The sequence below is a fragment of the Streptomyces sp. NPDC051662 genome, from assembly GCF_040681655.1.
In the GTDB taxonomy this organism is placed as follows: Bacteria; Actinomycetota; Actinomycetes; order Streptomycetales; family Streptomycetaceae; genus Streptomyces.
On record NZ_JBFAZD010000032.1, the window covers coordinates 87,975 to 94,749 of the forward strand.

5 protein-coding genes are annotated in these 6,775 nt (G+C 70.8%); 3 read left to right on the top strand and 2 right to left on the bottom strand.

The annotated features are described in order from the left end of the window. Positions 1–52: 52 nt before the first annotated feature. Positions 53–997, top strand: a complete 945-nt coding sequence (locus tag AB0M67_RS35550) for an SDR family NAD(P)-dependent oxidoreductase (protein ID WP_365751719.1) — start codon at positions 53–55, stop codon at positions 995–997. Between the two features lie 90 nt (positions 998–1,087). On the opposite strand, the gene AB0M67_RS35555 is transcribed toward AB0M67_RS35550, so the two are convergent. Beyond that, complete coding sequence (locus tag AB0M67_RS35555) at positions 1,088–2,026, bottom strand: DeoR/GlpR family DNA-binding transcription regulator (protein ID WP_365751720.1); 939 nt, start codon at positions 2,024–2,026, stop codon at positions 1,088–1,090. Here AB0M67_RS35555 and AB0M67_RS35560 point away from each other — a divergent pair. Then, positions 1,940–3,160, top strand: coding sequence for an MFS transporter (locus AB0M67_RS35560; protein ID WP_365751721.1), 1,221 nt, complete (start codon positions 1,940–1,942; stop codon positions 3,158–3,160). The two genes, AB0M67_RS35555 and AB0M67_RS35560, sit on opposite strands and share 87 nt — an antisense overlap. A 100-nt stretch (positions 3,161–3,260) precedes the next feature. Next, entirely contained in the window at positions 3,261–3,944 is a 684-nt protein-coding gene (locus tag AB0M67_RS35565; RefSeq protein WP_365751725.1) for an HAD-IA family hydrolase, read from the top strand. A 169-nt stretch (positions 3,945–4,113) separates the two neighbouring features. On the opposite strand, the gene AB0M67_RS35570 is transcribed toward AB0M67_RS35565, so the two are convergent. Next, a complete protein-coding gene (locus AB0M67_RS35570; protein ID WP_365751722.1) occupies positions 4,114–6,402 on the bottom strand; it encodes a glycoside hydrolase family 3 N-terminal domain-containing protein in 2,289 nt (762 codons plus the stop codon). Between the last annotated feature and the right edge of the window lie 373 nt (positions 6,403–6,775).

The window sequence follows — 6,775 nt, forward strand, 5'->3', positions numbered from 1 at the left end:
TACGACAACGCGACGACTGGTTGACCGCACTTCACTGTCCGAAGGTCGACTTATGACTGCCTCGGAAACTGGAACTGTTCTGATCACCGGCCCGACCAGGGGCCTGGGCCGTGCCGCCACCCTCGCCATGGCGGACCGCCCGGACGGGGAACGCCCCGACCTGCTGCTGGTGGGCCGCGCCGGAAAGGCGCTCGCGGAAGTCGCCGACGAGGCCCGCGCGCGGGGCGCCACGGTCCATGAGGTCGGCTGCGACCTGTCCCGGCTCACCGACGTGCGGGCCGCGGCGGCCACCGCGCGGGACTTGCTCGGTACCGGAGCGGTACGGCCCCTGCGGGCGCTGGTCGCCAACGCCGGCCAGATGTCGGCCGACACCCGCGTCGCCTCGGCCGACGGCTACGAGATGACCTTCGCCGTGAACTATCTCGCGCACACCCAGCTCATCGGCGACCTGCTCGGCTCGTTCACCGCACCCGCCCGTGTCGTGCTGCTCGGCTCGAACACCTACCACGCCAATATCTACCGGCGGATCCTTGGGGTGCCCGCCGCGGAGTGGCGTGACCCCGTCGACATCGCCAGGGCCGCGACCGGAGAGAAGAATCCGGGCCTGAAGGCCACCGGAGTCGCCTACTCCAACGCCAAGCTGGCGATTCTGTACTACGCCCACGAGCTCCAGCGGCACGCCGGGCCCGGCATCAACGTATCGGTGTTCGAACCCGGCTGGATGCCCGGCACCGCACTGGGCCGGGGAGCACCCCGGGCCATGCAGGCGGTGGGGCGCGGCCTGGCACGCCTGCCAGGGGTCGCCACCCCGGAACGCTCCGGGCCGGCGCTGGCCTCGGTCGCGCTCGACGACAAGTGGGCGAACCTGCGCGACGGCGCGTTCGTGGTGATCGACAAGGTGCGTGAAGTACGGCCCGTCGCCCAGGACCGCGACCGGGAACGGCGGCTGTGGGCGGCTACCGCTCAACTCCTCGAAAGGGCGGGTACGCCCAGCTGATCCAGGGCGGGGCGGACTCGCTGAGCCGCATGGACGTCCTGGCCAACTGCTCCACCGGGCCAACACCGAACGCGGGCCGCGGCGGCCTCGTCAGACGGTCCTGACGACGGTGCCGGCCGCTTCGAGTGCGGTCACCTCGTCGGCAGGCGCCGTGTTGTCGGTGACGAGGGTGCGCAGAAGTGTGGAGGAGCCGACGTGGGCGTGGGCGGTGTGGCCGAGTTTGCTGCCGTCCGCGGCGACGATGACGCGGCGGCTGGAGGCGATGCCGGCCTTCTTCACCGCCGCGTCGTCGAGGTCGTACGCGGTCAGGCCCTCGGCCGCGCTCAGGCCGCAGCAGCCGATGATCGCGGTGTCGAAGCGCAGCGCCGACAGGGAGGCGAGTGTGAGGGGGCCGGTGAGGGCTCCTTCCGCGGCGCGGGGGCGTCCGCCGGGCACCATCAGCGTGGTCCGGCCCGGGGAGTCGCCGAGTGTATGGATGGCTTGCAGGGACAGGGGCATCACGGTGATCGGCCGCTGACGCAGGAGACGGGCGACCTCCAGGCAGGTGGTGCCGCTGTCCAGGAGGACTGTCTCGCCGTCGGCGATGAGTGAGGACACCTCGGCCGCAATCCGGCGTTTGGCGTCGACGGCCTCGTGGGCGCGCAGCGCGAAGGGCGGCTCCTCGCCCCTGAGCAGCAGTGTGCGTGCTCCGCCTCGGACGCGTTCGAGGGCGCCTTGTCCGGCCAGTGCGTCGAGGTCGCGCCGGATGGTCATCTCCGAGGCGCCGGTCAGCTCGGCGAGTTCCTGGACCGTGGCACTGCCCGACTCCCTGACGGCCCGGACGATCAGCCTGTGCCGGTCTGCGTTGCTCATACCGCGATTGAACACCACCTCGAAACGAACATTCAAGCCGTTCATTACGCGGCTTCCCAAACACAAAATCTGTTCGTTATGGTGGGCGGCATGGAACGCTCGCTTCGATCCGCCCGTGCGGCGAACTTCGTCTACTTCGCCCTGTGCGGCAGCCTGATCGGCACCTGGGTGGTCCACATCCCCGCCATAGAGGAACGGGTGGGCATCAGCCACGCCACGCTGGGGAGCCTGCTGGTGCTGCTGGGGCTCGGGGCCTTCACCGGCATGCGGGTGGCCGGACGCCTGGCCGACCGCCTCGGGGCGCACATGGTGCTCCCCATCGGCGGAGTTCTGTCCAGTACGACCCTGGTGCTGCCCGGCCTGTCCCCGGATCTCTGGACGCTGGCGGGTGCCCTGCTGGTCTTCGGCTTCTGCAACGGCTGCCTCGACGTGAGCATGAACGCCCACGCCGTGCACGTGGAGAAGGCGTACAACCGGCCGATCATGTCAGCCTTCCACGCCATGTTCTCCGTCGGCGGTGTCATCGCCGCACTCGTCGGAGTAGGCACCGCGAGCGCCGGCATGGGCCCGCCCCTGGGCATGGCAACCGTGGGAGCCGCCGGCATCGTGACCGCACTGGTGTCGGCCCGGGCTCTGCTGCCGACCGCGCCGCCGCCCGCCACCACCACCGCGGACGGCGAGCGGGAACGTGCCGGAAAGCGGCGCAAGCCTCCCGGGCGGATCTGGATGCTCGCCGTCCTGGCCGCGATGGTCATGCTGGCCGAGGGAGCCGCCAACGACTGGAGCGCGCTGCATCTGAAGGACATCCTCGGCGCGCCCGCGAGCACCGCCGCCCTCGCGTACGGCACCTACGCGGCGGCGATGACCACTGGACGGCTGCTCGCCGACCGCATATCCGGCCGGTTCGGGCCCATGGCGGTCCTGCGCTACGGCGCGGTCACGGCCGCCGTCGGGATCACGGTCGTGTCCGTCACCCCGTGGATCTGGGCCGCGTTCGCGGGCTGGGCGCTGTTCGGCCTGGGACTGTCCGGCTGCGTACCCCAGCTGTACAGCGCGACCTGGCGCGTCGCCCCCTCCGCCGCCGGGGCCAACATCTCCCGCGTCGCCGGGCTCGGCTACCTCGGCATGCTCTCCGGCCCCGCTGTCATCGGCTGGCTGACCCATCTCGTACCGCTGAACCACGCCTTCTTGCTGCTCACCCTGTTGTGCGCGATCACCGCCACGGCTGCCGGAGTGCTGCGCACCGGATCCGGCCGCGCACGCGAGGCAGTACGGAGCAGCCACCGACCGCCTGTGCGGCACGACCCCTGACACCGTGCCGCACAGGCCCCCGGCCGGGCGCCGGACCGGTGGGAAAGAGCCCGCCATCGGAAGGAAGCCCTTGATGCCCGCGACAGACACCACCCGCACCATGTCCACCGACCGACGCATCGTGCTGTTCGACCTCTACGGGGTCATCGCCCGCCACCAACGCCCCGGCGCCCTGGCGGAGATGGCCGCTCGGTGCGACGCACCCGCTGACGCCTTCGCCGAGGCCTACTGGGCCTGCCGCCGGCCCTACGACGCCGGGCACGCGTCCGCGTCCGCGTACTGGACGGCCGTACTGCGGCGGCTCTCCCACACCGCCGACACCGACACGATCGAGGAGCCGCGGCTCATCGAGGAGCTGCGGCTCATCGAGGAGCTGCGGCTCATCGAGGAGCTGCGGCTCGCCGACATCGACAGCTGGTCACGCGTCGACGACCGGATGGTCGCCTATGCGCGGTCCCTCCGTGACGTCGCCGAAGTCGCCCTGCTGTCCAACATTCCCTCCGACCACGCGGACGCCTTCCGCGCCGCGCAGCCCTGGCTGCGCGACCTGGACCACGTCGCGTTCTCCGGAAAGATCAACGCGGCGAAGCCGGACCCGGCGGCGTTCCGCCACTGCGTCGTCGCTCTGCGGGCCGCCCCCGCCGACTTCCTCTTCGTCGACGACCGCGAGGAGAACGTACGTGCGGCGCGAGCCATCGGCATGAACGGCCACGTCTTCACCGGACTCGACGAGCTGGCGGCGACCGTCGACACCTGGCTGTCGGCCGGCAGTCGTACTCCGTGACGGCCCTTGGCTCGCCGTTTCGCCGAGCACCAAGACCACAGCCAACGTGCCCGCGTCGGCGGACCGGCGCGCTCGCCGCTCGGATCCCTGCCCCGCGGCCGCCCCGCCCATCGGGAAAGGGATCCGAGCGGTGCCGTCGGCGGGCGGGACCGTCCGCGTGCGCCGGCCGTCAGCCCTTGACGGTGAATCCCGCCCGCAGCAGCGATTCGTCACGGGACGACGGACCGACCAGGAGCTCAAAGGCGCCGGCCTCGACGACACGCTCGCCCTGCGCGTCCACGAGCGTGCACGCGGCGACCGGCAGATCGATCAGGACCTCCCGTGACTCCCCCGGCGCGAGCGACACCTGCTGATATGCCTTCAGCTCCTTCTCCGCCCAGGTCACCGAGGTGACGGTGTCGCTGATGTACACCTGCACGGTCTCCAGGACAGGGCGCGTGCCCACGTTGGAGACCGTGAGCCGTGCGTGGACCGAGTCGCCCGTACCGAGCTCCGCGGTGGGGATCTCCAAGTCCGCGTATGCGACGGTCGTGTAGCTCAGACCCTCGCCGAAGACGAAGGCCGGGCTCTGCGTCAGATCCGCGTAGCGGCTGCCGTGCTGGCCACGCACCTGGTTGTAGTACGTGGGCTGTTGCCCGGCGTGGCGGGCGAAGGAGATCGGCAGACGGCCGGTCGGCTCGACGAGGCCGAGGATCAGTTCGGCGACCGCCTGTCCGCCGCGCATGCCGGGATTGAAGGCGTGCACGATCGCGGCGGCGTTGTGCGCGGACGGCGGCAGGACCAGTGGCTTGGCGCTGATGACCACGACCACCAGCGGCTTGCCGGTCGCGGCGAGTGCGTCGAGGAGGGCGACCTGCCCCCCGACCAGCTCCAGAGTCGCCGTCGACTTGCCCTCACCCGTCAGTTCGATACGGTCGCCCACGACAGCGACGACGTAGTCCGCGGCCTCCGCGCACGCCACGGCTTCGGCGATCAGCGTCTCGGAGGGCTCCGCGGGGACGACGACCGTGGGGCGGGGCTGCCCGTCGGGGAAGAACGCGCCCTCCGGGTCGGCTTCGACGGTGAGGATGTCCGCGCCGCGGGCGTGGGACACACCCCAGCCCTCGGGGACATGTGCGCGAAACCCTTCGAGCACCGTCGTGATCATCGCGCGCGGCTGGCCGTCGGGGAGCCAGTCGGCCTGGCCGGAGGAACCGGCCCAGTCACCGAGCTGGGTCTGGGCGTCGTCGGCGTTGGGACCGATGACGGCGACCGTACGAGGCGCGATCTCCGGGCCGGCGACGGCCCGGCCTTCGGCATCCGCCTCGAATCCCCCCGCCAGGGGCAGGGTGCCGTCATTGGTGAGCAGGACGAGCGAGCGACGGGCCGTCTCCAGGTTCAGGGCGGCGTGCCCCGCGCTGCCGATCACCTCGGCCTGGCGGGCGCGGTCGGGACGGCGTGGCTCCTCGAAGAGCCCGAGTTCGAACTTGAGGGTCAGGACGCGGCGGACCGCTTCGTCGATCTCCGCCTCGTCGAGGATGCCCCGTTCGACCGCCTCCTGCGCCCCGCCGAAGAACTTCGGAGTCGTCATCACCATGTCGTTGCCCGCGCGGACCGCTGCCGCTGCCGCCTGTGCGTAGTCACTGTGGATCCGCTGCTCCCACACCATGCGGCCGACGTTGTCCCAGTCGGTCACGAGCGTGCCGGTGTAACCCCACTCGCCGCGCAGTACGTCGTTGAGCAGCCAGTTGTTGACCGTGATCGGGACACCGTCCATGGACTGGTATCCGAGCATGAACGTACGGCATCCCTCGCGGGCCACACGTTCGAAGGGAGGCAGGAACCAGGAGCGCAGCTTGCGCCGCGAGATGTCGGCCTCGCTGGCGTCCCGGCCGCCCTGGGTCTCCGAGTATCCCGCGAAGTGCTTGGCGCAGGCGAGGATCGCCGTCGGGTCGGAGAGCCCGTCGCCCTGGTAGCCCCGGACCATGGCGGAGGCCAGCTCGCCGATGAGGAAGGGGTCCTCGCCGAAGGTCTCGCCGATCCGGCCCCATCGCAGGTCCCGTGCGATGCACAGCACAGGTGAGAACGTCCAGTGCACACCGGTCGCCGCCGCCTCCACCGCCGTCGCCCTGGCGACCCGCTCGACAAGGGCCGGGTCCCAGGTGGCGGCCATGCCCAGCTGAGTGGGGTAGATCGTCGCGCCCTCCCAGAAGGAGTGTCCGTGGATGCAGTCCTCGGCCACCAGCAACGGGATGCGCAGCCGCGACCGCTCGGTGAGTTCGGCGGCTTCGAGAACGCGTTCGGGCGAGGCGTGGAGGATGGAACCCGCGTGCATGTCCGCAACGACGTATACGCCCTCCTTGGCGTCCAACTGCAGCATCTGGCCGATCTTCTCGGGCAGCGTCATGCGGCCGACAAGGTCGTCGACCCGCTCGGTGACGGTCAGAGCGGAGTCGAGATAGGGCGGAGAGGATGGCACAGGAATTTCCTTTCACAACTTTCGGTGAGACGCGCGGAGACGGTCCCGCGAACGGAGCGGTGTCGGAGGGTCCCTCCTCCGCCCGAACGCCGACGGCCGCGGCCGGTCCGGACGAGGAGCGACCGCCGGGTACGGGAGCGCCCGGGATGGCCGCGATGACAGACCGTACGCCTGGTGCCCCGGAGACAGGGCACGGGTATGAACTTCCGGGCGGGCGTGCGGCGGAGGGGGCGAGGGGTACGTATCAGGGCCGGGAGCGGCATGCGGCCACACGTCTTAGCTTGGCGTTTATCCTCGCTGGTCACCCGACCTGCTGATCTGCGGTTCTTCTCGGGACAGCTGGGGCGGCCGTTCTCCACGCTTCGAGATGTCG